Raw genomic sequence first — 25532 nt, 5'->3', positions numbered from 1 at the left:
GCCGAAGCGCTCGTCATGCGCCCGCAGAAAGGCGATGTGCACGCCCACGAGCGCGCGCTCGGCGCGCCGCTGCCGCACGAATCCGCCGATGCGCACGTGAGCGGCGAGGCGCGCTACACCGACGACATCCCCGAACTGCATGGCACCGTGCACGCGGCGCTCGGCCTTGCGCGCCATGCGCACGCGCGCATCGTCGCGCTGGATCTCGACCGCGTGCGCTCGTCGCCGGGCGTGCTTGCGGTGCTGACCGCCGCCGACATCCCCGGCGAGAACGACTGCGGCCCGGTCGTGCACGACGATCCGGTGCTCGCGAGCGAAGTCGTGCAGTATCTCGGGCAACCCGTGTTCGCGGTGATCGCCACGAGCCACGAACTCGCGCGCCGCGCCGCGGCGCTCGCGCAGAGCGAAGACGTCGTTCGCTACGCGCCGCTCGAGCCGGTTCTTACCATCGAAGAGGCGCGCACGCGCCAGCACTACGTGCTGCCGCCGCTGCGTCTCATGCGCGGCGCGCCCGATGCTGCGCTCGCCGCTGCGCCGCATCGCCTCGCGGGCACGTTTGCCGTGGGCGGTCAGGAACAGTTCTATCTCGAAGGCCAGGTGGCCTACGCGCTCCCGCAAGAGCAGACCGGCATGCTCGTCTACAGCTCGACGCAGCATCCGAGCGAAATGCAGCAGGTCGTCGCGCATCTGCTCGGCTGGTCCGCACATCGCGTGAGTTGCGAATGCCGGCGCATGGGCGGCGGCTTCGGCGGCAAGGAATCGCAGTCGGCGCTGTTCGCGTGCGTCGCCGCGCTCGCGGCGCACAAGCTGCAGCGCCCAGTGAAGCTGCGCGCGGATCGCGACGACGACTTCATGATCACGGGCAAGCGCCACGATGCGCGCTACACCTACGAAGCGGGCTACGACGACGCAGGACGGCTGCTCGGCGCGCGCGTGGAGATCGCGCTGCGCGCGGGCTATTCCGCCGATCTTTCGGGCGCGGTCGCCACGCGCGCGGTATGTCACTTCGACAACGCCTACTATCTTCCGGATGTCGAAATCGTCGCGCTCTGCTGCAAGACGAACACGCAGTCGAACACCGCGTTTCGCGGCTTCGGCGGCCCGCAAGGCGCGCTCGTGATGGAGGTGATGCTCGACGAGATCGCGAGGGCGCTGGGCCGCGATCCGCTCGATGTGCGGCGCGCGAACTACTACGGTATCGGCGAGCGTGACATCACGCCGTACGGCCAGCGCGTGGAGGACAACGTGCTCGCGCCGCTCACCGACGAACTGCTCGCGTCGAGCCGCTATCACGAGCGTCGCGCGGCCATCGCCGCGTACAACCGCTCGAGCCCCGTGCTCAAGCGCGGCCTGGCGCTCACGCCGGTCAAGTTCGGCATCTCGTTCAACGTGCCGCATCTGAACCAGGCGGGCGCGCTCGTGCATGTGTACCGCGATGGCTCGGTGCTCGTGAATCACGGCGGCACCGAAATGGGCCAGGGGCTCAACACCAAGGTCGCGCAGGTCGTGGCGGGCACGCTCGGCTTGCCGCTCGCACGCGTGCGCGTGAGCGCCGCCGATACCTCGAAGGTCGCCAATACGTCGGCGACGGCCGCCTCCACGGGCAGCGACCTCAACGGCAAGGCCGCCGAAGACGCAGCGCTCACGATCCGCGCGCGCCTCGCGGCGTTCGCGGCTGCACAATACGGCGGCGCGGCCGAAGACGTTGTGTTCGACGATGGCCTGGTGCGAGCGAACGGCACGGCAATCGCCTTTGGCGAATTCGTCGAACTCGCCTACATGAAGCGTGTGCAACTGTGGTCCGATGGCTTCTACGCCACGCCAAAAGTGCATTGGGACGCACGCACGCTGACCGGCCATCCGTTCTACTACTTCGCCTATGGCGCGGCGGTATCCGAAGTGGTCGTCGATACGCTCACGGGCGAATGGAAGCTCGTGCGCGCCGACGTGCTGCACGACGCGGGCCAGTCGATCAATCCGGCCATCGATCTCGGCCAGGTGGAAGGCGGCTTCATTCAGGGCATGGGCTGGCTCACCACCGAGGAGCTTTGGTGGAACCGCGACGGGCGGCTCATGACGCATGCGCCGTCCACCTACAAGATTCCGGCGGTGAGCGACACGCCCGAGGCATTCAACGTGAAGCTCTATCGCAGCGGCGGCAACGACAACGTCGAGGCGACGGTGTTCCGCTCGAAGGCCGTGGGCGAACCGCCCCTGCTGTTGCCGTTCTCGGTGTTTCTCGCGATTCGCGACGCCGTGGGCGCGGCGGTGCCCGAGGCGCGCGAGGCCGCGCCGCTGCGTGCGCCCGCGACGCCTGAAGCGATTCTCGATGCGTTGGATGCGCTGCAGGCAAACAGCCGCAAAATGAACTGACCGCGCGAACCGGCCGGCGCTTCGCACACTCCAACCGCGAAGCGCAGCCCGCGCGAAGCCACGAAGATTAACCGGCGGCACAGGCAAGAACGTGCCGCCCCGTAGGGAGAAGCGCCAGATGCAAGCCTGGCTTTCCGATCTGCAGCAACTGCTCGCGCACGGCGACGCCGCCGTGCTGGTCACCGTTGCGCGCGTCGAGGGATCGGCGCCGCGCGAGGCCGGCACGAAGATGATCGTCACGCGCGAAGCGGCCCGCCACACCATCGGCGGCGGCCACCTCGAATGGAAGGCCATCGAAATCGCGCGCCAGGTGCTGCGCGACGGTATGCGCACGCCGCACGCGCGGCGCCTCGAGCGTCTCGCGCTCGGGCCGAGCCTCGGCCAGTGCTGCGGCGGCGCCGTGGTGCTCTCGTTCGAGCGCCTCGACGTGGCCGATCTCGGCTGGCTCGCCACGCTCGCGCGCCGTCTCGCGGCAGGCGCGTCGACCGTGCGTAGCGTATCATTTCGCTCCTCGCGGAACGGCAGCCCCGAAGGCGTTGGCACCGCGGCCGATCCGGCCATGCTTTCCGAGCCGGAACCGGGCGTGGAAGCGCCCGACTGCCTGCTTTGGGAAGCGGGCGGCGCGCTGCTCCTCACCGAAACCATCGCGCCGAACGACTTTCCCGTCGTGCTGTTCGGCGCGGGCCACGTGGGCGCGGCGCTCGTGCGCGTGCTCGGCACGCTGCCCTGCCGCGTGCTGTGGGTCGACGAGCGCGACGCGGCGTTTCCGACGCCCGAGGCGTTCGCGCTGCTGAACGCGCCCAACGTCGCGATCGACGCCAACGACGCGCCCGACGAGGCCGTCGACACGGCCCCGCCCGGCACGAGCTTCATCGTGATGACGCACGATCATTCGCGCGACCTCGATCTCGCCGAGCGCATCCTGCGCCGCGGCGATTTCGTGTTCTTCGGCATGATCGGCTCGCACACGAAGCGCAAGCAGTTCGAGCACCGGCTCGCCGCGCGCGGCATCGATCCCATGCAGATCGCGCGCATGAACTGCCCCGTCGGCGTGGACGGTATCGTCGACAAGTCGCCCGAAGTCATCGCCGTCTCGGCCGCCGCGCAACTGCTGCAGGCGATCGAAGCGGCGAAGCTGACGAGCGCGGCGCATGCCGCCGCCCATTGCGCGTGATGCAAAACACCGAAGAACCCATAAGCGAATCGAACCGAACATGACGATCACGACCACCGCCAATACCGCCGCCAACGCAAAGGCGCTCGTCGACAAGGCCGCCAACGCGCCGAAGGCCGAGCTGCATATCCATATTGAAGGCTCGCTCGAACCCGAGCTGATCTTCGCACTCGCCCAGCGCAACAACGTGAAGCTCGCCTACGACTCGATCGACGCGCTGCGCGCCGCCTACGCGTTCACCGACCTGCAGTCGTTCCTCGACATCTATTACGCGGGCGCGAGCGTGCTGCTCACGGAGCAGGACTTCTACGACATGACGATGGCGTACTGCGAGCGCGCGCTCGCCGACAACGTCGTGCACACCGAAATTTTCTTCGATCCGCAAACGCACACCGAACGGGGCGTGCCGATCGAAACCGTGGTGGCGGGCATCGACCGCGCGCTTGCCGACGCCGAAAAGCGCGGCCTCACGAGCAAGCTGATCCTGTGCTTCCTGCGCCACCTGAGCGAAGCCGATGCGCTCGCCACCTTTGAGGCCGCGCGTGGGCTGTTCGAGCGCTATGCGCGCCTGATCGGCGTGGGCCTCGACTCGTCGGAGCGCGGTCATCCGCCTTCGAAATTCGAGCGCGTGTTCGAGAATGCGCGGGCGATGGGGCTGAAGCTCGTCGCGCACGCAGGCGAGGAAGGGCCGCCCTCCTACATCTACGAAGCACTCGATCTGCTCAAGGTCGACCGCGTCGATCACGGCGTGCGCAGCATCGAAGACGCGGCGCTCGTCACGCGTCTGGCCGACACGCGCGTGGCACTCACGGTATGCCCGCTCTCGAACACCAAGCTGTGCGTGTTCGACGACATGACGCAGCACACGCTCAAGGCCCTGCTCGACAAGGGCGTCGCGGTGACCGTCAATTCCGACGATCCCGCCTACTTCGGCGGCTACGTCAACGAGAACTACCGCGCCATCATCGAAGCGCTCGAGCTCGACGACGACGAGGTGTACACGATCCTGCGCAACGGCTTCGAGGCTTCGTTCGTGACGCCCGAAGAGCGCGCCGCGCTGATCGCGAAGCTCGACGCGAACTGGAGTCGCGCACCGGCTTAAGGCGTGAACTCTGGCGCAGACTAAAAAGCGAACTCGTCCGCACAGCAAGCCCCAACCCGGGCTGTCACACCGATCCGGTCCAGCGCGCGAGCGCCGGAGCGTGGGCCCTCTCGCGCGTGCCCTTCTGGCATGGGACCGGAGTAAGCGCTGAAGCGCCAACTCTGGTCGACACGTTCAGGAGCGGCACGCGCGATGCGGGGCATGCATTGGACGAATACCTGAATTTATCGGAGACGAAGTTCCCATGACTCAATCGGCTTACCGCGCAAAACTGTTGACGTTCACCGGCGACCCTGCGCAATCGTCCGACGCCGCTGTCTTTGACGAAGACGGCGTCGTGATCGTCGAAGACGGCCACGTGGTCGCCTCGGGCGCGTGGTCCGCGCTCAAGTCGCGCGTCGATGAAAGCGCGACGGTTCACAATCTGCGCGACAAGCTGATCGTGCCGGGCTTCATCGACACGCACATCCACTATCCGCAGACGGACATGATCGCCTCGCCCGCGCCAGGTCTGCTGCCGTGGCTCGACACGTACACCTTCCCGACCGAGCGCGGCTTCGAAAACGAAGCGGTGGCGCAGGACACGGCGCGCTTTTTCGTCGACGAACTGCTCGCCTGCGGCACGACCACGGCGCTCGTGTACTGCACCGTGCACAAGCAGTCCGCCGACGCGCTCTTTACCGCAAGCGAAGCGAAGAACCTGCGCATGGTCGCGGGCAAGGTGCTGATGGACCGACATTGCCCCGAGTTCCTGCGCGACACGCCGCAAACCGGCTACGACGACAGCGCCGAGCTAATCGGGCGCTGGCACAACCGCGGGCGCCAGATGTACGCGCTCACGCCGCGCTTCGCGCCCACCTCGACCGAGGCGCAGCTCGAAGCGTGCGGCGCGCTCGCGAAGGCGCATGGCGACGTCTTCATCCAGAGCCACGTGGCCGAGAACCCGGACGAGGTGAAGTGGGTCAAGGAACTGTTCCCTGGCCATCGCAGCTACCTCGACGTGTACGATCACTATGGACTCCTGCGTAAGCGGGCCGTGTATGGGCACTGCATCTGGCTCGACGACGAAGACCGCCGCCGCATGGCGCATACGGGCTCGGTCGCCGCGCACTGCCCGACCTCGAACCTGTTCCTTGGCAGCGGCCTGTTCGACTTCGACAAGGCGGCCGAATCGTCGATGCCCGTCACGCTCGCCACCGACGTGGGCGGCGGCACCTCGTTCTCCATGCTGCAAACCATGAACGAGGCGCACAAGGTCGCGCGCATGGGCGGCCACCACCTCACGGCCACGCGCATGTTCTGGCTCGCGACGGCGGGCGCGGCGCAGGCGCTCGATCTCGCCGACAAGATCGGCACGCTCGCGCCCGGCAGCGAAGCGGACTTCGTCGTGCTCGATGCGCAGGCCACGCCGCTGCTCGCACGGCGCACGGCGCGCGCCGAGTCGCTGGAGGAGTTGCTGTTCGCGCTCGCCCTGCTCGGCGACGACCGCGCCGTGTTCGAGACCTACGCGGCAGGCAAGCGCGTGCATAGCCGCGAGAGCGCGCGCCGCTGAAAGTCCCGCCCAGCGTGGGGTTCTGACGTGCTGTTGCACATGGCATAAAAAAACGCGCCGGACACAAGGCCCGGCGCGTCGTTCGTTGGGCGGGCACGACGACACGTGCCTATTTCGCCGGCGCGTTCCCCGTCGCGGCCGCACCGCCCTGCCCCGCACCCGCCGCAGCCGCAGCTGTCTCGTTCGGCGCGCCGCCGTTCTTGCCGACCGGGATCTTGACCTCCGTGACCGTGCCGTTGGCCAGCGGGAAATTTCCCAGCGCGCTCTGCACGAGAAAAGGCATTACGCGCACGAGCGAGGGATCGTCGCCCGAGGTGCGCGCCTGCACGTTATAGACCTCCTTGCCGCTCGCCTTTTCCGTGATGCGAATGCCGAGCGCATGCGAATACACGGGATAGCTCTGGTTCACGTAGGCGGGCTGATACGGTCCCCACGCGCCCCACGGGTTCCACGGCCCCCAGTACGGGCCCGGCCAGGGGTTGTAGAACACGGGCTGCGCGACCGTCACGGTGTCGGTGCGGCTGCCGTAGGCGAGGCCCACCAGATAGCGCGCCTGCGGCTCGGGCACGAGGCGGAACGCGTGCATGGCGAGCCCGTTGGCGACGAACTGCTCGTAGGTGCTCTGCTCGATGCTCTGGTTCTGTTCAGGGCTGCGTTTGAACGCGAAGGTGCGCGTGGCGTCGCTGGCGCCGTCCCAAGCGGAGAAGGCGGTCACCTGGCTCGTCACATATGTCGTGCAGCCGGAGAGCGTGAGGGCGAGCGCTGCCAGCATCAGGAGGGCGCGGCGGGTCCATCTGTCTTGCATCATGGTCTTCTCGTAGCAGTGTTGCTTCAGTTGGAAAAGTGCAGTCGTGGGGCCGCTCTCTCCGATACGATCGTTGCGCCGCGCTTATTCAGTGTCCGTTCAGGGCGCATTCCGCGCTGGTCGCGTCTTGTTTTGGGCTCAGCCAGCCGCGCGGCAGGGCCTGATCATACTGATTCGTGGCGCGGCGCGAAAGTTCGGAGGCCGGGCCTCGGCGGACAAAGCGGCCCGAGCCTTTGTACAATGGGGCGATCCGCCGCGCTCCGCGACGGCAGGCAGCGCCCGGCGGGCGTACACGCCGCCGCGGCCGGCCAATCCGATCCACCGAGCGATCCACACCGATCCGACACGCCCCTATCCCGACCATGTCCGATACCGCCACGCCCACCGTGATCCGCCGCGAAGACTACGCGCCGCCCGCGTTTCTGATCGATACCGTCGACCTCGAATTCGACCTCGTGCCCGAGCGTACGATCGTCAAGAGCACGTTGCGCGTGCGTCGCAATCCCGACGCGCCACCCAGCGCGCATCTCGAACTCATGGGCGAACAGCTCGAATTCATCGGCGCGGCGATCGACGGCAAGCCTTACGCGAATGTGCGCGCGCACGAACACGGGCTCACGATCGAGAACGTGCCCGAGGCCTTCGCGCTCACGCTCACCGGCGCGTGCGCGCCCGCCGCCAACACCACGCTCTCGGGCCTGTACGTGTCGAGCGGCAACTTCTTCACGCAGTGCGAGGCCGAAGGGTTTCGCCGCATCACCTGGTTCCTCGACCGCCCTGACGTGATGGCAACCTACACGGTCACGCTGCGCGCAGACAGGACCGCGTACCCGGTGCTGCTCTCGAACGGCAACCTGATCGACGAAGGCGAGCTGCCCGACGGCCGTCACTATGCGAAATGGGAAGACCCGTTCCGCAAGCCGAGCTATCTGTTCGCGCTCGTCGCCGGCAAGCTCGTGGCGCTGGAAGAGCGCATCCAGAGCGGCTCGGGCAAGGAAAAGCTGCTGCAGGTGTGGGTCGAGCCGCACGATCTCGACAAGACGCGCCACGCAATGGACTCGCTCATCCACTCGATCCACTGGGACGAGCAGCGCTTTGGCCTCGAGCTCGATCTCGATCGCTTCATGATCGTCGCCGTGAGCGACTTCAACATGGGCGCGATGGAGAACAAGGGGCTCAACATCTTCAATACGAAGTACGTGCTCGCGAATCCGGAAACGGCCACCGATGTCGACTTCGCCAACATCGAGGCCGTGGTCGGTCACGAGTACTTCCACAACTGGACCGGCAACCGCGTTACCTGCCGCGACTGGTTCCAGCTGAGCCTGAAGGAAGGTCTCACGGTGTTCCGCGACCAGGAGTTCTCGGCGGCGATGTCGGGCGGCGACGAGAACGAAGCGGCGCGCGCGACCAAACGCATTGAGGACGTGCGCGTGCTGCGCCAGATGCAGTTCGCCGAAGACGCGGGCCCGATGGCGCATCCGGTGCGCCCCGAGAGCTACGTCGAGATCAACAACTTCTACACGATGACCGTCTACGAAAAGGGCGCGGAAGTCGTGCGGATGTATCAAACGCTGCTCGGACGCGACGGCTTCCGTAAAGGCATGGACCTGTACTTCCAGCGCCACGACGGCCAGGCCGTGACCTGCGACGACTTCCGCCACGCCATGGCCGACGCCAATGGCCGCGATCTCGCGCAGTTCGAGCGCTGGTACAGCCAGGCGGGCACGCCGCGCGTGAGCGTGAGCACGAGCTATGACGAAGGCACGCGCTGCTACAGCGTGACGCTCACGCAGGGCTATGCCAACGGCTCGCCCGCCGCGCGCGAAACGCAGAAGGGCCCGCTGCACATTCCGTTTGCGATCGGCCTGATCGGCCCGGGCGGTGCGGACCTGCCGCTGCGCCTCGAAGGCGAAGCCGCCGCGCACGGCACGACGCGCGTGCTGGAGTTGACCGACACGCAGCAGACCTTCACGTTCGCCGACGTGATGGCCAAGCCCCTGCCCTCGCTGCTGCGCAACTTCTCGGCGCCCGTCATCGTCGACTACGACTACGGCAACGACGAACTCGCGTTCCTGCTCGCGCACGACAGCGATGCATTCAACCGCTGGGAAGCGGGGCAGCGCCTCGCCACGCGCGAACTGCTCGCGCTTGCCGGGCGCGCCGCCGTGGGCCACCCGCTCGAAATCAACGACGCGCTCGTCGATGCCTTCCGACGCGTGCTGACCGATGAATCGCTCTCGCCGTCGTTCCGCGAGCTTGCGCTCATGCTGCCTTCGGAAACGTACCTTGCCGAGCAGATGACCGAATCCGATCCGGCCGCCGTGCATGCCGCGCGCCAGTTCGTGCGCAAGCAACTGGCAACGGCGCTGCACGGCGAATGGCTCACGGCGTATGAGCGCAATGTCACGCCGGGCGCGTACGAGCCGACGCCCGAGGCGGCCGGACACCGCGGCTTGAAGAACCTCGCGCTCTCGTATCTCTCGGAACTCGACGACTCCGCGCAGGCCGTGCGGCTCGCCACGGCGCAATACGATGCCGCGAACAACATGACCGACCGTTCGGCGGCGCTCTCCGCGCTGTTGAACGTGCAAGCGGCCACGGGCGGCGACGTCGCGCGCCGCGCGCTCGAAGACTTCTACGTGCGCTTCGAGAAGGAACCGCTCGTGATCGACAAGTGGTTCGCGCTGCAAGCCACGCAACGAGGCACGGCGCACCACCCGACCATCGAGACGGTGCGCGCGCTGATGGGCCACCCGGCGTTCAACCTCAAGAATCCGAACCGCGCACGCTCGCTGATCTTCAGCTTCTGCGCGGCGAACCCCGCGCAGTTCCACGCCGCCGACGGCTCGGGCTATGCGTTCTGGGCCGACCAGGTGATCGCGCTCGACGCGCTCAATCCGCAGGTCGCGGCGCGCCTCGCCCGCAATCTCGAACTGTGGCGCCGTTTCACGCCCGCGCTGCGTGACGCGATGCGCGCGGCGCTCGAGCGCGTCGCCGCTGAAGCCAAATCGCGCGACGTGCGCGAGATCGTCGAAAAAGCGCTGGCTTGATCAGACGAAACCGCACGAATCGGCACACCATGCGCGGCGCCTGAGCAGCGCCGCGCGTCGATCCACGAACCGGCCTTCGCGCCGGTTTTTTTGCGCTTTTTTTTACGATTATTTTTGGCGGCGCGAAGCGACCCGGCACCGCGCCCAAAGCCGCTCCAGACAGCCCGGCCGCGCCCCGGCGCTATATTTTGCGCGGCTGTGCGGCGGGCGGTCACAGTCGAGCGGGTAGAATTGCGACATCCCCAAGCGTATCCGGAGTACTGCAATGGCTTTGCAACGTCGCACCACCCTTACCAAGTACCTGATCGAGCAACAGCGCCAGCACAGCAACCTGCCCGCCGACCTGCGTCTGCTGATCGAAGTCGTCGCGCGCGCGTGCAAGGCGATCAGCTTCAACGTCAGCAAGGGCGCGCTCGGTGACGCCCTTGGCACGGCCGGCAGCGAGAACGTCCAGGGCGAAGTGCAGAAGAATCTCGACATCCTCTCGAACGAAATCCTGCTCGACGCCAACGAATGGGGCGGCAACCTCGCCGCGATGGCCTCGGAGGAAATGGAAACGTTCTTCCCGATCCCGGCCAACTATCCGAAAGGCGAATACCTGCTCGTGTTCGATCCGCTCGACGGCTCGTCGAACATCGACGTGAACGTGTCGATCGGCACGATCTTCTCGGTGCTGCGCTGCCCGGACGGCCAGCAGGCGAGCGAGGAATCTTTCCTGCAGCCCGGCACGAAGCAGGTCGCCGCAGGTTACGCCGTGTACGGCCCGCAAACGGTGCTCGTGCTCACGACCGGCCACGGCGTGAACTGCTTCACGCTCGACCGTGAACTGGGCTCGTGGGTGCTCACGCAAAGCAATATGCGCATTCCGGAAGAGACGCGCGAATACGCGATCAATGCGTCGAACGCACGCCACTGGTATGAACCGGTGCAGAAGTACATCGGCGAGTTGAACGCCGGCAAGGACGGCGAGCGCGGCGAGAACTTCAACATGCGCTGGATTGCGTCGATGGTCGCGGACGTGCACCGCATTCTGAACCGCGGCGGCATCTTCATGTATCCGGCCGACAAGCGCGATCCGTCGAAGCCGGGCAAGCTGCGCCTGATGTACGAAGCGAACCCGATGTCGTTCATCGTCGAACAGGCGGGCGGCATGGCGACCAATGGCGAAGAGCGCATTCTCGACATCCAGCCGAAGAGCCTGCATGAGCGCGTCGCCGTGTTCCTCGGCTCGAAGAACGAGGTCGAGCGCGTCACGCGCTACCACCACGAAGCGAAAAAATGAAAAAAGGCGAGGAAAGGCTTGCATAGTTCGCGGCAACTTCCTATAATCTTTCTTCTCTGAAGCGCGCCGGAATAGCTCAGACGGTAGAGCAGCGCATTCGTAATGCGAAGGTCGGGGGTTCGATTCCTCTTTCCGGCACCAGGATTCAAGCAAAAAGCCCAGTCTTCGGACTGGGCTTTTTGCTTTGTATCGTCGGCGTGCGGCGCTCCGTACACTGCGCCTCACCTCTTCGATCACCTCATCCCATCGCCCCAGCTCACGCCGCGTGAGCTTACGCGCTCTCACGCTTCTCGCGCAGAAAGTCGATGAACGAACGCAGCTTGGGCGGCAACTGCGCACGCCCGGCCGTATACAAATAGAACCCCGGAAACGACGCGCCCCACGACTCGAGCACCGGCACGAGCCGGCCTTCCTCCAGTTGCGCACGCACGTAATCCTCGATCACGTGCAGCAGACCCACGCCCTGCTCCGCAGCACGCACCATCGTACGTAGGTCGTTGGTCACGAAGCGTCCCTCGGTGACCACATCGAACACGCGCCCAGGTTCGCCCGGCTGCGCGAACTCCCAGCGGTAGACGCCGCCGGTCGCGAAGCGATAATGCAGGCAGTCATGCGCGGCCAGGTCGTCAGGGGTGAGGGGCCGCGCGTGCCGCTCGAAGTATGCCGGCGAGCCGACCACGACGATGCGAATCGGCCCGCCGATCGGCACCGCCACCATGCCAGGCGCAACTGATTCGCCCAGGCGGATGCCGGCATCGTAGCCGTCGCCCACCAGATCGGCAAAACCGTCGTCGAGCGCGAGTTCGAGCTTGATCTGCGGATAGCGCGACAGGAATTCCGCAAGGTGCGGCATGACGAGCAACTCGCTCGCCACGCGCGGCAGGTTGATGCGCAGCGTGCCGGCCGGGGCGTCGCGCGAGGCGTCGAGCGCATCGAACGCCGCCTCGATCTGTGAGAGTGCGGGCTGAACGCGCGCGAGAAACTGTGCGCCCGCCTCGGTCAGCGCGACCCGGCGCGTCGTGCGATTGAAGAGCCTCACGCCGAGTTGCGCTTCGAGCGCACGCACGGTTTGCGATAGCGCCGAGGTCGAGTAACCCGCAGCGGACGCCGCACGCGTGAAGCTGCCATGGCGGGCAACAGCCGTCACCGCGAGCAGTGCGGGCAGGCGTCCCGCCAGTGCCGATATGGCGGGCTGCGCGAACGTCTTAGCGGAAACCGGGGCCATGGTGTCTCCATTGTGAAGCGGGGCTTCACAGTGCTTTCAGGTGAACCCGATTTTTCCACAAAAAGGAAAGGCGCAAGATGAGTTCGCGTTCGCCACTCACTCCTTGAGGAAACCGCCATGAAACTCGATAGCTACACCCTGCTTGGCCGCTCGGGCCTGCGCGTCAGCCCCATCGCCCTCGGCACGATGACGTTCGGCACCGAATGGGGTTGGGGCACCGAGGAAGCCACTGCACAGCGCCTCTTCGATCTCTATGTCGACGCAGGCGGCAATTTCATCGACACCGCCGACCTCTACACAGAAGGCACGAGCGAAACCTGGGTGGGACGCTTCGCGGCGGCACGCGGTCTGCGTGAACGGCTCGTCATCGCCACCAAGTATTCGTACAACGCGCAAGCGGGCAATCCGAACGCCGGGGGCAACCATCGCAAGAACCTGCTGCGTGCGCTCGACGGCTCGCTCACGCGCCTCGGGACCGACTACATCGATCTCTATTACTTGCACACGTGGGACCGCATGACGCCTGCGGACGAAGTGATGCGCGCCATGGACGACGCGGTGCGTGCGGGCAAGATCCGCTACGTGGGTCTCTCCGACGTGCCCGCCTGGTACGCGGGCCGCGCACAGACGCTGGCCGACTGGCGCGGCTTCGAGCCGGTAGCGGCCATGCAGCTCGAATACTCGCTGATCGAACGCAACGCGGAACACGAATTCGCGGATCTCGCGACGCAGCTCGGCATGGGGCTCGTGCCGTGGAGTCCGCTCGGCATGGGCGTGCTCTCGGGGAAATATCGGCCGTCGCAGGCAAGCGAGGGAGTGAGCGGTGCTGGCCGCTTGCAGACGGTGGGTGCAAAGCCGCCGCCCGGCTTCGACAAGCTCTCGGCACGCAACTTCGCGATCGTCGCCGAACTCGAGCAGGTCGCGCGCGAGGCCAACCGCCCCATGGCCCAGGTTGCGTTGAACTGGCTGTATCAGAAGCGCGGCGTGGCGAGCATCATCGTGGGCGCGACCAAAGCCGCGCAACTCGAAGAGTCGCTTTGCGCGCTCGATTTCACGCTCGCGCCCGAACTGGTCGCGCGTCTCGACGCGGCCTCCGAGCCCGCCCACCCGTTTCCCTACTACATGTTCGCGGACGGCCACCAGTCACGCATTCATGGCCAGGTGGACGTGCGCGCGACGCCCGCGAACCATGCTCACGTGCAGCGCGTGCCGGCGGCGCCGGAGGCCTGAACGTAACGGATTATCGGAGTGCATCAATACGCCGTGCCCGAATGCGCGGCTATTTACGCACGTTCGGTCTTTAAATGGCGGCGGCAGGAACGCAACAAAGATTAATTGCGCAATCGAATAGAAACGCTCGCTTACATAGTTTTAATTCTTATTAACGTTTGGACGTCAACGGCCAGGCATAATCGACCGTTGTAGACGAGTGATGGTGCACGGTGAAGCCCCCCGTAGGGACCGCCCTTACTTGCGGCGCCGCGCAACACGCACGCGGCAAGACGGCAGGGCGCGTGCGGTGATCAGAGCCGGGGGAAAGGCGTTCAAGGCGTTGTGCGAGTGCAGCAGAGGGTGCGCGCGAGAGTTGGAAGAGTTTGGAGCGTGCGCGATTCACGCAGCATGCGGGAGTGCGAAGGACATCTCAACAATTATATTCCCGCGCCGTTAATCATTTGTATGGCCGTGCGAAGAAGCAACACGCGTGCGAGAAAAGCATCGTTACCGTAGGCGGGGCTAGCGCAGCAGAAGTACCGAGCCGGATAATCGGCTTACATAGGAGAAAGATCATGGACGCCAAACCGCCAAGGATTCCGACCCCGGACCAAGTCTTCAGCCCGGATCCGGAACCGGTGGCCGTTGAGTTTCTCGGCGACGAATTGCCCGCTCACGTGCGGGCATTCCTCGACGAGCAACGCAAGGCACACGAACAGAAGTAACGGGGAAACGCACACGTACGCGCTCGCGGGCTCACGCGCACGATAGACGTTGGTGTGCATAAAGACACGCGTAGTTCGGGGACGCGCGTGTCGTGCTGTGCGCGCAGTTTTGCGCCGTAGCAGCCAGCACCCGGCGCGCTTGATGGTTGGCGCGTCTCCATGCGGCCATCTCGATTCGACCCCAGCGCCGTTAGACGCAAGCGCACCATAACCGGCTATGCTTCGGTTTTCATTGCCGGCGTCTTTCTTCCACTCGATGACATTGCTTGCCCGCGCGAGCGCGCGTTGCGCTGCTGCGCTGCTCTTCGCCCTGCCGATCGCATCCGTCCACGCCGACGGTGACGACACCGCCCTGACCAACCTCGTCGCGCTCGTTTCGCAGCGGCTGGCGCTCGCCGAACCGGTCGCGCACTGGAAATGGCAGCATCACAAACCGATCACCGACACGCCCCGTGAAGACGCCCTGCTCGCCGACGTGCAGAAGCGCGCCACGACGGCCGGCGTCGATCCCGCGTTTGCGCGTGCGTTCTTCCGCGATCAGATCGATGCCAGCACGCAAATGCAGAAGTCGCTATTCGACACGTGGCGTGCCTCCCAGGGGCCAAGCGACCCGGCACCGGATCTCGCCACGGCGACGCGGCCGCAACTCGACAGACTCACCGGACAACTGATCGGCGCGCTCGCACGGGTGCAACCGCTGCGCGGCGCACCGGACTGTCCGGCGCGCGTCGCAAGAACGGTTGCGAACTGGAAGGAGCTCACGCGCTACGACTCCGCGCGCACGAATGCGATGAATCAGGCCCTGGAGCATGTGTGCGAATCGGGCGGCGTAGGCGGGGTTGCCTGAGCGGGGTTATTATGCCGCGCTCGTAACGCCGTCAGCCTCGGAGGGTTGCAGCACCTGCACGCGCAGGCCGCGTTCGAAGTGCGTCTGCAGGATGCGCCAGGTCGCAAGCTCGAACACCCGCTCGGCGCTGCTGTCCATCAGCGCCTCTGCCTCGGCTGTAGTTGGAAAGGCGCCCATATAGCACCAGCGATCGATCAGGTGATAAACGTCGGCGCCGTTCGTCGAGTCCTGCTCGAACACGACCAGTGCGCCGCCGAACGGCCACGGCGCCGCCGCAAGGTCCGCGGGGTCGCGCTTCGACACACGCGGCACGCGGTTGAACGAGGGTTTGAGCGTGGCAATCCACTGCGCCTCGACAAGCAGCGCGCCAAGCTCGCCGCCTGTCGCACGCCACTCCACGCGGCGGACCTGCTGCGCCATCCGTTGTTCGCGCGACGAGCGCCGCTCACCCGAAAGATGTGCGCGCACACGCTGGCGCACCCGGACGCTGCGCCCCACGTAGAGCGGTGCGTCGTTCTCGCCAAAGAACGCATACACGCCGTGGCCTGCCGGCGCCGTGTCGATCAGTTCGTCGGTAATGTCGCCGGCCAGTACGTGACGGCGCGTCGTGCGCTCGATCTGCGACGCCAGCGCTTCCCTGGGCACAAGCGTCGGCAGGCGCTGCCAGAACTGCCACAGGAGATCGGCATCGGCGAGCGCGCGATGGCGATCCGACGGCACGAGCGCGTGGCGCTCGACCAGCGCGTCGAGCCCATGGCGCTTCTCACCAGGAAAAAGCGCCCGTGACAGGCGCACTGTGCACAAGACATCGGGGCTGAAGGAATAACCGGCACGTTCGAACTCCGCGCGCAGAAAGCCACGGTCGAAGGCCGCGTTGTGCGCGACGAAGAGCTTGCCGACGAGTCGCCCATGGAGTTCCGCGGCAATTTCGGCGAAGCGCGGCGCGCCGCGCACCATCCGGTCCGTAATACCCGTGAGTTGCTGGATAAAGGGCGGGATAGGCTGGCCCGGATCGACGAGGGTGCTCCATCGTGTGACCTGCCCTTGCGCCACCTCGACAACGCCAACTTCGGTAATGCGGTGCTCGGCTACCGAACCGCCGGTCGTCTCGAGGTCCACGAAGACGATGGGAAGGTCGCCGGCGGCCTGTGCGGCGCTCAAGGGGGATTCAAACATGGGAAAAACGACAGGGAAATGGAAAACGGCCCAAGTATGCACCGTTTGGACGCCACGCGCCGACGGTTCCGGCAGCGTAGATGCGACTTTCGGCTTTTAGTGAAAACCCGAATCGAGAAAATCGTGAATTCCCAGGGTTTTCCCGATTAATTCGGGAGTAAAGACGTAACCCGTAAATTTAACCAAATAACAATAGGTCAAAAATAAAAAAGCCCCGGGTTTGCCCGGGGCCTGGTGTCGCATGAGCGTTCGCACAGCGAGCGCTCGCACGCTGTACTTACAGCGGCTGGATGTTCGCGGCCTGCTTGCCCTTCGGACCGACCTTGACGTCGAACGACACACGCTGGTTCTCCTTCAACGACTTGAAGCCGTCGGCACGGATTTCCGAGAAGTGCGCGAACAGATCGTCGCCGCCGGCGTCAGACGTGATGAAGCCAAAGCCTTTCGCATCATTGAACCACTTGACGATACCGGTTTCCATGTTTCAGTTTTCCCTCGAGATTTTAATGACGCGGGTAATAACCCTCACGCCGTATCCAGCCAATTCCCGCTGTCCCGCCCCAGCGAATTCCACGTTTTGAAATTGCAGCAGAACGAAAATCAGCCTTGCCGTTATACGGGGAACGTCAATCGCCAGTCAAGCGAATTTTTTATAACAGCATTCCCGATTCAACGATAAAAGCGGTACGCATCAAAAAGCGGCAAGAAAATCGTATGCAAGCGGAATCGAATATAGAGCTGCGTCATTTTTACTCGATTATCTCGCCACGTCATTTGTACAGGGAAGTTTTCCCGAACTGTAACAATTCGTGTCAAACGTAAGTGTTTCTCCCGGTTGTTCGAGTAATACATTCAATTCATCATCCATATTGTTAGCGGCATCGGAGGTCATCATGCTGACAGCACTGCGGCGATGGATTCATTGGCTCGTAGAAACAGACGGGATTGCGTCACCGGCTGCAGAAGCCGAAGCCTATGGCGCATGGCATGGGGATCACTGGCACAACCTGCTGTGTTCCCCTATGGACGCGAGGCACTACGTGATGGAAGACTGGAGCCTGCAGCCCGAGCCGCCGCAAGAGGGCCCCGATAGGGGTTCACGTGGCACGCGTGGCCTGAAGACGGGCAAAAAAAAGCGCGGCTGAAAGGCCGCGCCGACAAAGGTTTGGAGATCTTTTTCGTCAACGAAAAAGTCTGCTTCGGAAAGCAGCCATCGAAGTATAGCCGGACCCACGTCTGAGGATTAAGCATGCGACGCACAATCATCTGTTACGCCGGGCGCAATAATCAGTTGAGACTGTTTTAAGCCGTTTTTCGCAATCAATTGTTGTAGCGATTGCACAACGCTCCAGCGGTTGACAGCTTCCTCCCCTCCCTCAGAAAACCGCTCAAAGCCTTTGCCAGCAGGGCTTAAGACGAGCGAAATAATCATTTCCGATGGCGCAATACTTTATTGCGGATTTCGGAATACCCCCTCTTCGAGCACCCTCTCTACACTCTGCCTGTCTGGAAACCGACACGGACGAATTGTCTCGGACGGATTGTCTCCGACGAATTAATTCGTACCACGCGAACTTGCCTCTCGCTGCGCTTCGCATAGACGGTTTCCCAAACGGGGTTCAACGAAACCCACCTCTGTTCTCGGAGTTTACAAAGATGAAAAAGACTCTCATGGTCGCCGCCCTGACGGGCGTTTTTGCAACGGCTGCACACGCGCAAAGCAGCGTTACGCTGTACGGCCTGATCGACGCAGGCATCACGTACGCAAACAACTCCGGCGGCCACAGCCTCTGGAAGGCATCGAGCGGCACGGTCAACGGCAGCCGTTGGGGCCTGCGCGGCGCTGAAGACCTCGGTGGCGGTCTGAAGGCCATCTTCACGTTGGAAAACGGCTTCAACATCATGAACGGCACGGCTAGCCAGTCGGCTCGCATGTTCGGCCGTCAGGCGTTCGTCGGTCTCGCAAGCGACCAGTACGGTGCTGTCACCCTCGGTCGTCAGTACGACTCCGTGGTCGACTACCTTGCACCGCTGTCGAACACCGGCACGCAATACGGTGGCACGATCGCCGCGCACCCGTTTGACAACGACAACCTGAACAACTCGGTTCGTTTCAACAACACGATCAAGTACTCGAGCGTCAACTACGCTGGCTTCAAGTTCGGCGGTACGTACTCGTTCTCGAACAGCACGAACTTCGCGAACAACCGTGCATACAGCTTCGGCGCAAACTACAATTGGGGCGGCCTGAACTTTGCCGCAGCCTACCTGCAACTGAACAACGACGTTACGTCGACTACGTTCCACGGCGCACTCGGCACGGCAGCAAACTCGCCGACCTCGAGCGCAGCAGGCGCACAAACGGGTGAGTGGACGTTCCTGGCAGGCCGTCAGCGCACGTTCGGCGGCGGCATCAACTACACGTTCGGCCCGGCAACGGCTGGCTTCGTGTACACGCAGACGAACCTGAGCAACGCAAACGGCGGCGGCATCTCGGGTACGCAATCGGGTACGGGTTCGGCCACGACGGGCGGCATCGCTTTCAACGCGAACAGCGCACGCTTCCAGAACTTTGAAGGCAACATCCGTTACGCACTGACCCCGGCTCTGAGCCTGGCTGGCGCGTACACGTACACCCGTGCGAACCTCGGCGGCGGTGTGAACCCGAACTACAACACGGTCGCACTGCAGTCGGACTACGCACTGTCGAAGCGCACCGACGTCTACCTGCAAGGCGACTGGCAGCACGTGTCGTCGAACCCGGAGAACATCGGCGCGTACCTGAACGGTCTGGGTTCGGCTTCGACCCGTCAAGACCAGGTTGCTGTGACGGTTGGTATGCGTCACCGCTTCTAAGCAGCACGCTGCTGGCCGCCTCGGCCAGCACTGCAGCTGAAAAAGGCACCCTCGGGTGCCTTTTTTTATTTCCCCAACAACGGATGCACTCAGGCGCGCGGCGGATAACGCACGTCCAGCACGTCGATCGGCTCCGGCCCAGCCGGCGTGTGCAGCGTGACCTGATCGCCGATCTTCGCCTTCAGGAGCGCTCGCGCGACGGGCGAAACCCAGCTCACGTGACCGAGGTCGAGATCGACCTCGTCGATGCCGACGATCGTGATCGTATGCGCCTGGCCGTCCTCGGTACCGTACTCGACCGTTGCACCGAAGAACACCTGATCGACGCTCTCCTGCCGGCTGCTGTCCACGACTTCGGCCAGATCCAGCCGCTTCGTGAGGAAGCGGATGCGCCGGTCGATTTCGCGCAGCCGGCGCTTGCCGTAGATATAGTCGCCGTTTTCGGAACGGTCGCCGTTCGAGGCCGCCCACGAGACGAGCTTGACCACTTCGGGCCTCTCCTCGTCTATCAGGTGCAGCAGTTCGCCGCGCATGCGCTCGTAGCCGGCGGGCGTGATGTAGTTCTTCGTGCCGGCGGGAATCTCCGGGAGACCGGCTTCGAGATCGTCGTCCTCGCTGTCGGTCGACTCTTTGACAAAGGCCTTGTTCATGATGGGATCACTGCGTTATGTGTACTGATTCACTCACTACTGCCAGCGTACACGAACCTCGCCCGAAGACAAATCACGATAAGGGCCTTCCCTTTTTTCAAAGCCCTGCTATAATCTCTTTTCTGCGTGCGGCTGTAGCTCAGTTGGATAGAGTACTTGGCTACGAACCAAGGGGTCGTGGGTTCGAATCCTGCCAGCCGCGCCATTTATTCGAAGCGTTTTCCGGCGGCTTGATCCGGGAAAGGTTTCAAGCAGTATAGTGTTGCGAGTAGTATTGTTTTAGCGTGCGGCTGTAGCTCAGTTGGATAGAGTACTTGGCTACGAACCAAGGGGTCGTGGGTTCGAATCCTGCCAGCCGCGCCACCAAATGAAGGGCCTTTCCGAATGGAAAGGCCCTTTGTCTTTTCAGCTGCAGAATTGGGTGCGCCTGGCGTCTCCCGACAAGCGAAACCCTAGCGCGGCGGCGTGCCGATGTCGCCGATCTGGGCGTCGGGACGCGGCAGGTCCTCCACGTCGCCAATCGCGCTGGGCTCCGCTACGGGCTCCATGCCCATACCCAGCAACGCCTGGGGCTGCCGGAGCATCTCTCCTACCGTCTTACCGAAGCGGCTCGCGACGAACGCCCGCAGCAGCGCCTCGCGCGTGGTTTCTCCGTAGGCTTCCACGACTGCGCCCGACTCCCCTTCGAACTCGGCCACACAAGAAGCCGGCTCGCCTTCGCGCAGCTCGACGCGGCTCGCGCGGTCGAGTACCACGCCGGCCGCCTCCCATGAATCGGTGGGCATGAAGCGGCCATCCCACGGACGCCCGCGGTCGTTGCCGCGCACGGCAACCGTCTCGCCACTGTCGGTGAAATAAATTTCACGCACGAAGTCGGGCAGGCTACGCGCCACCCAGTAGTCGAGTGCGAGGCCGGTCAGTTCAGCTACGTTCATTGCGAGTCCCTCGTTTCGGTTCGAAGGAAGATGGCGTACGCGCCGCGAGCTCGCCGCCTGCAGCGACGCGCCCCGATCAATAGTCCGCGCGCTCGCGCTCGATGCGCATGCCGCCGTCGTGGCGATGGTGCCCGTCGTCGCTCGAACGCTCGCGCGCAATGCGCATCACGTCCGGATTCGTGCGCACGCGGCGCATGACGTTCGCGAGGTGCACGCGGTCGCTCACCTGGATCACGAAGCGCAACATGTTCGATTCCTGTGCCAGATCGTCGTCCATCGCGATGTGGACGATGTTGGCGTCCGCCGACGTGATGTCGGCCGCCACGCGCGCGAACACGCCCTTGGTGTTCTTCACCAGCACCTTGACGGCGACGTCGAACAGCCGACCCGGCTGCGGCGCCCACGCCACGTCGATCCAGCGGCCCGGGTCGCGCCGGTGGATGCGCTGCGCCACGCGGCAGTCGGTCGTATGGATCGCCATGCCAAGGCCGATGCCGATATAGCCCATGATGCTGTCGCCGGGAATCGGGCGGCAGCAAGCCGAAAGCTGCACCGACATGCCCTCGGTGCCCGTGATGACGACAGGCGGCGCCGGCGGCGCATTCGGGTCGCGCGGCGGATGATGATGCTCGGCGTCGTCGGCGTCCTGGCCGTTCATCAGCACTTCGATGCGCTTGGCCATGACCGCCGCCACGCGCCGGCCAAGACCGATGTCGGCGAAAATTTCCTGGCGGTTCTTGTTGCCGGTCCACAGGACCAGCTTCTCCCACACTTCCGGCGTCACCTCTGAAAGCTGGTAGCCGTAACCCTTGAGCGCCTGATCGACGAGCCGCTCGCCCAGTTGCACCGACTCCGTGAGACGCATCGTCTTCAGGTAGTGCCGGATCGCCGAGCGCGCCTTGCCGGTGCGCACGAAACCGAGCCACGCCGGATTCGGCTTGGAGTACGGCGCCGTGATCACCTCGACGATGTCGCCGCTCTTCAATTCCGTACGCAGCGGCAGCAGCTCGTTGTTGATCTTCACGGCCACGCACTGGTTGCCGAGGTCGCTGTGGATCGAATAAGCGAAGTCGAGCGCCGTGGCGCCGCGCGGCAGCGCCATGATCCTGGACTTCGGCGTGAAGACGTAGACGGCGTCCGGAAACAGGTCGATCTTGACGTGTTCGAGGAACTCGCTCGAGTCGCCCACCTCGCTCTGGATGTCGAGCAGCGACTTGAGCCACTGGTGCGCGCGCTTTTGCACGTCGTTGAGGTCCGCGCCGCCGTTCTTGTAGAGCCAGTGCGCCGCGACCCCGGCTTCGGCGATCTCGTGCATCTTGCGCGTGCGCACCTGGAACTCGATCGGCGCGCCAAACGGGCCCACGAGCGTGGTATGCAGGGACTGATAGCCGTTCACCTTGGGAATGGCGATGTAGTCCTTGAACTTGCCCGGAACCGGCTTGTAGAGCGCATGAAGCGCGCCGATGCAGGTGTAGCACTCGAGCGCCGACTCGACCACGACGCGAAAACCGTACACGTCGAGCACCTGCGAGAACGACAACTGCTTGTCGCGCATCTTCTTGTAGATGCTGAAGATGGTCTTCTCGCGGCCGGTGACTTCGGCGTCGAGCTTCGCGTCGGCAATCGCGCGCTGCACCGCTTCCAGAATCTTGCTCACCACTTCGCGGCGATTGCCGCGCGCGGCCTTCACCGCCTTTTCGAGCGTGGCGTAGCGATTCGGATTGAAGTTCGCGAAGCTCAGGTCCTGCAGCTCGCGATAGGTGTTGTTCAGGCCAAGACGGTGCGCGATGGGCGCGTAGATGTCGATGGTCTCGCGCGCCACGCGGCGGCGCTTTTCGGGCGGCACCGCGCCGAGCGTGCGCATGTTGTGCAGCCGGTCGGCGAGCTTCACCAGAATCACGCGCACGTCGCGCGCCATCGCGAGGAGCATCTTGCGGAAGTTCTCCGCCTGCGCTTCCTCGCGGTTGCGAAACTCCATCTTGTCGAGTTTCGACAGGCCATCGACCAGTTCCGCGACCTTCGCGCCGAAGCGCTCGGCGAGTTCCGCCTTGGTCACGCCCTGGTCTTCCATCACGTCGTGCAGGAGCGCGGCCATGATGGACTGCGCGTCGAGCTTCCAGCCGGCGCAGATTTCCGCGACGGCGACGGGATGGGTGATATAGGGTTCGCCGCTCTGGCGATATTGCCCGAGGTGGGCTTCATCGCTGAAGTGGAACGCCGCCTTGACCTCCTTGATTTCCTCGGGAGTGAGGTAACCGGAGAGCGCAGCGGTCAGATTGGCGATGGAGACGACCCCGTGCTTGCGGGGCTGCTCCGGCGTCGCGGTCGGTCCGAACAGATGGCGAAACGACTGTTCGAGGACCGCGTCGATGTAATTGCGCGCAGGGCTCGCAGTCTCGGCTTCCTGGTCCACGTCGGTGGCCGGCGAGGGCGTGGTGCTCATGTTCCCCTCCGTATCAGGTTTGGCGTTGACGGTTAAAGCGGCTGCGGCGGTACGAACTACATGGCGATCGACAATGCCTCGGAACGCGCCCTTAGACGGGCACCTTCTTCAGCATTTCGAGGCCGACCTGGCCAGCCGCGATCTCGCGCAGCGCGACAACCGTTGGTTTGTCGCGGCTTTCGATCTTGGGCGTGTGACCTTGTGCGAGCTGGCGGGCGCGATACGTCGCGGCGAGCGCCAGTTCGAAGCGGTTCGGAATCTGTTTCAGACAGTCTTCGACGGTGATGCGGGCCATGTCGGTTTCCTTCTCATTCTCAGCAGATTCTTATTCTACCTTATGTGCCCGACGCGCCGGGCTGCGGCTGGTGGATACCGAGCTGCACGAAGAGCTCGGTGTGCCGTGCGTATTGCGAAGCGAAACGCAGGCGCGTGGCGCTCACGATGTTACGCAGTTCCTGCAGCGCGCGATCGAAGTTCTCGTTGATCACGACATACTCAGATTCGCTCGCATGCGCGATCTCGCTGCCCGCTGCGAGCAGGCGTCGCGTGATGACGTTCGGCTCGTCTTCGCCGCGCTTTTTCAGGCGGTCGGCGAGCGCTTCGAGCGACGGCGGCAGGATGAAGATTTCCACCGCATTGCGGAACTGCTTCTTCACTTGCTGCGCGCCTTGCCAGTCGACTTCGAGAAGGACGTCGTGACCGATTTTCATCTGGTCTTCGATCCACACGCGCGACGTGGCGTAGTAATTGCCATGCACTTCCGCGCTCTCGAGAAACTCGCCCGCGGCGTGGCGCGTGAGGAAGTCGTCGACGGTCGTGAAGTGATAGTGCTCGCCGTCGCGCTCCTTCGAACGCGGCGCGCGCGTCGTGTACGAAACCGACAGGCGGATCGCGCTGTCTTCAGCGAGCAGCGCGTTCACGAGCGTCGACTTGCCCGCCCCCGAAGGCGCCACCACCATGAAGAGGTTGCCGGGATACATGCCCGCGTATGGATTGCGCTTCTTGTCGTGCTTCGCGTCCGTTTTGGGGGCGCTGCTTTGGTCGGTCATGTTCGTTGCTTCCTTCATTCGAGATTCTGAACCTGCTCGCGCATCTGCTCGATGAGCAGCTTGAGCGTCATCGAGGCGTCCGCGAGTTCCTTCGCCGCCGCCTTCGAGCCGAGCGTGTTCGCTTCGCGGTTGAGCTCCTGCATCATGAAGTCGAGACGCTTGCCGACGCGGCCGCCCTTGTCGATCACGTGGCGCGTTTCGTTCAGATGCGCCGTGAGGCGCGAGAGCTCTTCGGCGATGTCGATGCGAATGCCATACATCGTCACCTCCTGGCGAATGCGCTCGGCGATTTCTTCGCGCGAGATGTTGCCGATGCTGCCGCCATTGCCATTGCTGTCCGGCGCGGCGATGCCGAGCGCTTCCTGCAGACGCTCGACTATCTTCTGCTGGTGCTTCGCGATCAACTCCGGCACGAGCGGCGTGATGCGCGCGACGATCGCCTCCATCTCGGTCACGTTCGCGAGCAGCATATTGGCGAGCTGCGCGCCTTCGCGAGCACGCACTTCGATCAGATCGGCGATGGCCTGCTTGCCGCAGCCGAGCACCGCGTCGCGCAGCACCTCGGGCGCCACACCGCTTTCCGCCAGCACGCCGGGCCAGCGCAGGATCTCGCCCGTGCGCAGACGGCCCGACTCGGGAAACGCTTCGAGGACGGCGCGCTCGAGCCCGGCGAGCTGATCGAGCGCGTCGCGGTTGAGCGCGCCCGCGTTGGCGCCCTGCTCGCTCTTCTGGATGTTGATGCGGATGTCTACCTTGCCGCGCGAGAGCTTCGTCATCAGCATTTCGCGCAGTGTGGGTTCGCACACACGCACGTCTTCGGGCATGCGGAAGTTCAGGTCAAGAAAGCGCGAATTCACCGTGCGCAATTCGACGGAGACACTCGCGCCACCCGTGCCCGAAGCCGCAGCAAGCTCGCGCGTGGCGCTGGCATAGCCGGTCATGCTGTAAATCATGGTTCGTCTCGCGAAGAAAGCCGTGGCGTCGTGCGCTGGGCGCGCGGGTCACGGCGAAGAAATCGAGGCGCCCGGCGTGTTGTCGCGAATGGACGAAAAGCGCGGGGCGGAGAAACCGCA

At 64.3% G+C, this 25532-nt stretch carries 22 protein-coding genes and 3 tRNA genes; 14 read left to right on the top strand and 11 right to left on the bottom strand.

What is annotated here, in order from left to right; translation table 11 throughout:
• Positions 1-15: 15 nt before the first annotated feature.
• From xdhB to guaD, 4 genes are all read left to right on the top strand, one after another.
• A complete protein-coding gene (gene xdhB / locus M3I53_RS11730) occupies positions 16-2373 on the top strand; it encodes a xanthine dehydrogenase molybdopterin binding subunit (protein ID WP_375542508.1) in 2358 nt (785 codons plus the stop codon).
• 118 nt (positions 2374-2491) lie between these two features.
• Complete coding sequence (xdhC, locus tag M3I53_RS11725) at positions 2492-3547, top strand: xanthine dehydrogenase accessory protein XdhC (protein ID WP_254316095.1); 1056 nt, start codon at positions 2492-2494, stop codon at positions 3545-3547.
• Positions 3548-3587: 40 nt separating this feature from the next.
• A complete protein-coding gene (locus tag M3I53_RS11720; protein ID WP_254316094.1) occupies positions 3588-4649 on the top strand; it encodes an adenosine deaminase in 1062 nt (353 codons plus the stop codon).
• Positions 4650-4893: 244 nt separating this feature from the next.
• Positions 4894-6201: a guanine deaminase gene (gene guaD, locus M3I53_RS11715; protein ID WP_254316093.1), complete on the top strand. Its 1308-nt coding sequence runs from the start codon at positions 4894-4896 to the stop codon at positions 6199-6201.
• 109 nt (positions 6202-6310) lie between these two features.
• On the opposite strand, the gene M3I53_RS11710 is transcribed toward guaD, so the two are convergent.
• Entirely contained in the window at positions 6311-7009 is a 699-nt protein-coding gene (locus M3I53_RS11710) for a DUF4136 domain-containing protein (protein WP_254316092.1), read from the bottom strand.
• Between the two features lie 359 nt (positions 7010-7368).
• On the opposite strand from M3I53_RS11710, the gene pepN reads away from it, so the two are divergent.
• From pepN to M3I53_RS11695, 3 genes are all read left to right on the top strand, one after another.
• Positions 7369-10059 carry an aminopeptidase N gene (gene pepN / locus M3I53_RS11705; protein WP_254316091.1) on the top strand — a complete coding sequence of 897 codons (2691 nt, stop codon included), beginning with the start codon at positions 7369-7371 and terminating at the stop codon, positions 10057-10059.
• A 265-nt stretch (positions 10060-10324) separates the two neighbouring features.
• Complete coding sequence (locus M3I53_RS11700) at positions 10325-11341, top strand: class 1 fructose-bisphosphatase (protein WP_254316090.1); 1017 nt, start codon at positions 10325-10327, stop codon at positions 11339-11341.
• A 65-nt stretch (positions 11342-11406) separates the two neighbouring features.
• Positions 11407-11482, top strand: a tRNA-Thr gene (locus M3I53_RS11695).
• Between the two features lie 130 nt (positions 11483-11612).
• Here M3I53_RS11695 and M3I53_RS11690 read toward each other — a convergent pair.
• Complete coding sequence (locus M3I53_RS11690) at positions 11613-12566, bottom strand: LysR family transcriptional regulator (protein ID WP_254316089.1); 954 nt, start codon at positions 12564-12566, stop codon at positions 11613-11615.
• 117 nt (positions 12567-12683) lie between these two features.
• On the opposite strand from M3I53_RS11690, the gene M3I53_RS11685 reads away from it, so the two are divergent.
• The 3 genes from M3I53_RS11685 to M3I53_RS11675 all read left to right on the top strand — a co-directional run bounded on the left by M3I53_RS11685 (position 12684) and on the right by M3I53_RS11675 (position 15350).
• Complete coding sequence (locus M3I53_RS11685; RefSeq protein ID WP_254316088.1) at positions 12684-13796, top strand: aldo/keto reductase; 1113 nt, start codon at positions 12684-12686, stop codon at positions 13794-13796.
• Positions 13797-14353: 557 nt separating this feature from the next.
• The gene (locus tag M3I53_RS11680) at positions 14354-14503 is read left to right on the top strand and encodes a hypothetical protein (RefSeq protein ID WP_027795377.1); all 150 of its coding nucleotides are present in this window, start codon (positions 14354-14356) and stop codon (positions 14501-14503) included.
• A 256-nt stretch (positions 14504-14759) separates the two neighbouring features.
• Positions 14760-15350, top strand: a complete 591-nt coding sequence (locus tag M3I53_RS11675; protein ID WP_254316087.1) for a chorismate mutase — start codon at positions 14760-14762, stop codon at positions 15348-15350.
• 9 nt (positions 15351-15359) lie between these two features.
• Here the strand turns inward: M3I53_RS11675 and M3I53_RS11670 are convergent, their stop codons facing one another.
• Positions 15360-16526: an exonuclease domain-containing protein gene (locus M3I53_RS11670; protein ID WP_254316086.1), complete on the bottom strand. Its 1167-nt coding sequence runs from the start codon at positions 16524-16526 to the stop codon at positions 15360-15362.
• A 277-nt stretch (positions 16527-16803) separates the two neighbouring features.
• The gene (locus M3I53_RS11665; protein ID WP_028205165.1) at positions 16804-17007 is read right to left on the bottom strand and encodes a cold-shock protein; all 204 of its coding nucleotides are present in this window, start codon (positions 17005-17007) and stop codon (positions 16804-16806) included.
• Positions 17008-17419: 412 nt separating this feature from the next.
• On the opposite strand from M3I53_RS11665, the gene M3I53_RS11660 reads away from it, so the two are divergent.
• The gene (locus M3I53_RS11660; protein ID WP_254316085.1) at positions 17420-17671 is read left to right on the top strand and encodes a hypothetical protein; all 252 of its coding nucleotides are present in this window, start codon (positions 17420-17422) and stop codon (positions 17669-17671) included.
• Positions 17672-17769: 98 nt separating this feature from the next.
• Here M3I53_RS11660 and M3I53_RS11655 read toward each other — a convergent pair whose 3' ends face one another.
• Positions 17770-17958 (bottom strand): hypothetical protein, encoded by a 189-nt coding sequence (locus tag M3I53_RS11655; RefSeq protein WP_254316084.1) that lies wholly within the window; start codon positions 17956-17958, stop codon positions 17770-17772.
• A gap of 224 nt (positions 17959-18182) precedes the next feature.
• On the opposite strand from M3I53_RS11655, the gene M3I53_RS11650 reads away from it, so the two are divergent.
• Positions 18183-19382 (top strand): porin, encoded by a 1200-nt coding sequence (locus M3I53_RS11650; RefSeq protein ID WP_254316083.1) that lies wholly within the window; start codon positions 18183-18185, stop codon positions 19380-19382.
• An 89-nt stretch (positions 19383-19471) separates the two neighbouring features.
• Here the strand turns inward: M3I53_RS11650 and greB are convergent, their stop codons facing one another.
• Positions 19472-20032, bottom strand: coding sequence for a transcription elongation factor GreB (greB, locus tag M3I53_RS11645; RefSeq protein ID WP_254316082.1), 561 nt, complete (start codon positions 20030-20032; stop codon positions 19472-19474).
• 128 nt (positions 20033-20160) lie between these two features.
• On the opposite strand from greB, the gene M3I53_RS11640 reads away from it, so the two are divergent.
• A tRNA-Arg gene (locus M3I53_RS11640) sits at positions 20161-20237 on the top strand.
• Positions 20238-20318: 81 nt separating this feature from the next.
• Positions 20319-20395: transfer RNA gene (locus tag M3I53_RS11635), tRNA-Arg, on the top strand.
• Positions 20396-20484: 89 nt separating this feature from the next.
• Here M3I53_RS11635 and M3I53_RS11630 read toward each other — a convergent pair.
• The 5 genes from M3I53_RS11630 to M3I53_RS11610 all read right to left on the bottom strand — a co-directional run bounded on the left by M3I53_RS11630 (position 20485) and on the right by M3I53_RS11610 (position 25412).
• Entirely contained in the window at positions 20485-20967 is a 483-nt protein-coding gene (locus M3I53_RS11630) for a phage protein NinX family protein (RefSeq protein WP_254316081.1), read from the bottom strand.
• 76 nt (positions 20968-21043) lie between these two features.
• Positions 21044-23410, bottom strand: coding sequence for a bifunctional (p)ppGpp synthetase/guanosine-3',5'-bis(diphosphate) 3'-pyrophosphohydrolase (locus tag M3I53_RS11625; protein ID WP_254316080.1), 2367 nt, complete (start codon positions 23408-23410; stop codon positions 21044-21046).
• 91 nt (positions 23411-23501) lie between these two features.
• Positions 23502-23705 carry a DNA-directed RNA polymerase subunit omega gene (gene rpoZ, locus M3I53_RS11620; protein ID WP_006400783.1) on the bottom strand — a complete coding sequence of 68 codons (204 nt, stop codon included), beginning with the start codon at positions 23703-23705 and terminating at the stop codon, positions 23502-23504.
• A 40-nt stretch (positions 23706-23745) separates the two neighbouring features.
• Entirely contained in the window at positions 23746-24459 is a 714-nt protein-coding gene (gene gmk, locus M3I53_RS11615) for a guanylate kinase (protein WP_254316079.1), read from the bottom strand.
• A 14-nt stretch (positions 24460-24473) separates the two neighbouring features.
• Complete coding sequence (locus M3I53_RS11610; RefSeq protein WP_254316078.1) at positions 24474-25412, bottom strand: YicC family protein; 939 nt, start codon at positions 25410-25412, stop codon at positions 24474-24476.
• Positions 25413-25532: the final 120 nt, after the last annotated feature.

Origin of the sequence: Paraburkholderia sp. CNPSo 3272, assembly GCF_024206495.1 — a bacterium.
Lineage (GTDB): Bacteria > Pseudomonadota > Gammaproteobacteria > Burkholderiales > Burkholderiaceae > Paraburkholderia.
Note: the sequence above shows the minus strand (reverse complement) of the source record. Positions and strands in the feature narration are given on the sequence as shown.

What these genes read in the sequence shown, in the direction of transcription:
- xdhB (WP_375542508.1), top strand. Translation starts at nt 16, where the DNA reads ATGCGCCCGCAGAAAGGCGATGTGCACGCCCACGAGCGCGCGCTCGGC.
- xdhC (WP_254316095.1), top strand. Translation starts at nt 2,492, where the DNA reads ATGCAAGCCTGGCTTTCCGATCTGCAGCAACTGCTCGCGCACGGCGAC.
- M3I53_RS11720 (WP_254316094.1), top strand. Translation starts at nt 3,588, where the DNA reads ATGACGATCACGACCACCGCCAATACCGCCGCCAACGCAAAGGCGCTC.
- guaD (WP_254316093.1), top strand. Translation starts at nt 4,894, where the DNA reads ATGACTCAATCGGCTTACCGCGCAAAACTGTTGACGTTCACCGGCGAC.
- M3I53_RS11710 (WP_254316092.1), bottom strand. Translation starts at nt 7,009, where the DNA reads ATGATGCAAGACAGATGGACCCGCCGCGCCCTCCTGATGCTGGCAGCG.
- pepN (WP_254316091.1), top strand. Translation starts at nt 7,369, where the DNA reads ATGTCCGATACCGCCACGCCCACCGTGATCCGCCGCGAAGACTACGCG.
- M3I53_RS11700 (WP_254316090.1), top strand. Translation starts at nt 10,325, where the DNA reads ATGGCTTTGCAACGTCGCACCACCCTTACCAAGTACCTGATCGAGCAA.
- M3I53_RS11690 (WP_254316089.1), bottom strand. Translation starts at nt 12,566, where the DNA reads ATGGCCCCGGTTTCCGCTAAGACGTTCGCGCAGCCCGCCATATCGGCA.
- M3I53_RS11685 (WP_254316088.1), top strand. Translation starts at nt 12,684, where the DNA reads ATGAAACTCGATAGCTACACCCTGCTTGGCCGCTCGGGCCTGCGCGTC.
- M3I53_RS11680 (WP_027795377.1), top strand. Translation starts at nt 14,354, where the DNA reads ATGGACGCCAAACCGCCAAGGATTCCGACCCCGGACCAAGTCTTCAGC.
- M3I53_RS11675 (WP_254316087.1), top strand. Translation starts at nt 14,760, where the DNA reads ATGACATTGCTTGCCCGCGCGAGCGCGCGTTGCGCTGCTGCGCTGCTC.
- M3I53_RS11670 (WP_254316086.1), bottom strand. Translation starts at nt 16,526, where the DNA reads ATGTTTGAATCCCCCTTGAGCGCCGCACAGGCCGCCGGCGACCTTCCC.
- M3I53_RS11665 (WP_028205165.1), bottom strand. Translation starts at nt 17,007, where the DNA reads ATGGAAACCGGTATCGTCAAGTGGTTCAATGATGCGAAAGGCTTTGGC.
- M3I53_RS11660 (WP_254316085.1), top strand. Translation starts at nt 17,420, where the DNA reads ATGCTGACAGCACTGCGGCGATGGATTCATTGGCTCGTAGAAACAGAC.
- M3I53_RS11655 (WP_254316084.1), bottom strand. Translation starts at nt 17,958, where the DNA reads ATGATTATTTCGCTCGTCTTAAGCCCTGCTGGCAAAGGCTTTGAGCGG.
- M3I53_RS11650 (WP_254316083.1), top strand. Translation starts at nt 18,183, where the DNA reads ATGAAAAAGACTCTCATGGTCGCCGCCCTGACGGGCGTTTTTGCAACG.
- greB (WP_254316082.1), bottom strand. Translation starts at nt 20,032, where the DNA reads ATGAACAAGGCCTTTGTCAAAGAGTCGACCGACAGCGAGGACGACGAT.
- M3I53_RS11630 (WP_254316081.1), bottom strand. Translation starts at nt 20,967, where the DNA reads ATGAACGTAGCTGAACTGACCGGCCTCGCACTCGACTACTGGGTGGCG.
- M3I53_RS11625 (WP_254316080.1), bottom strand. Translation starts at nt 23,410, where the DNA reads ATGAGCACCACGCCCTCGCCGGCCACCGACGTGGACCAGGAAGCCGAG.
- rpoZ (WP_006400783.1), bottom strand. Translation starts at nt 23,705, where the DNA reads ATGGCCCGCATCACCGTCGAAGACTGTCTGAAACAGATTCCGAACCGC.
- gmk (WP_254316079.1), bottom strand. Translation starts at nt 24,459, where the DNA reads ATGACCGACCAAAGCAGCGCCCCCAAAACGGACGCGAAGCACGACAAG.
- M3I53_RS11610 (WP_254316078.1), bottom strand. Translation starts at nt 25,412, where the DNA reads ATGATTTACAGCATGACCGGCTATGCCAGCGCCACGCGCGAGCTTGCT.